Raw genomic sequence first — 557 nt, 5'->3', positions numbered from 1 at the left:
ACGGCCATGGCCAAGGAAAAATTCGCGCGGACTAAGCCGCACTGCAACATCGGCACGATTGGTCACGTCGACCACGGCAAGACGTCGCTGACGGCGGCGATCACGAAGGTTCTGGCCGAGACGGGCGGCGCCACGTTCACGGCGTATGACCAGATCGACAAGGCGCCGGAAGAGAAGGCGCGCGGCATCACGATCTCGACGGCTCACGTGGAGTACGAGACGAAGAACCGCCACTACGCGCATGTCGACTGCCCCGGGCACGCCGACTATGTGAAGAACATGATCACGGGCGCGGCGCAGATGGACGGCGCGATCCTGGTGGTGTCGGCGGCGGACGGCCCGATGCCGCAGACGCGCGAGCACATCCTGCTGGCGCGCCAGGTCGGCGTTCCGGCGCTGGTGGTGTTCATGAACAAGGTCGACATGGTCGACGATCCGGAGCTGCTGGAGCTGGTCGAGCTGGAGGTGCGCGAGCTCCTGGCCAAGTACGACTTCCCGGGCGACGACATCCCGATCGTGAAGGGCTCGGCGCTGGCGGCGCTGGAGAACAAGACGCC

The 557-nt window shown here is 65.9% G+C and carries 1 protein-coding gene; it reads left to right on the top strand.

Going from position 1 to position 557, the window contains the following annotated elements:
- Positions 1-6: 6 nt before the first annotated feature.
- On the top strand, positions 7-557 hold a 551-nt coding region (locus ACYVO7_RS25775; protein WP_460452616.1), incomplete at its 3' end, for a GTP-binding protein.

The sequence above is a fragment of the Alsobacter sp. SYSU BS001988 genome (genome assembly GCF_054796215.1).
This window is presented reverse-complemented; position numbering and strand designations above follow the sequence as displayed.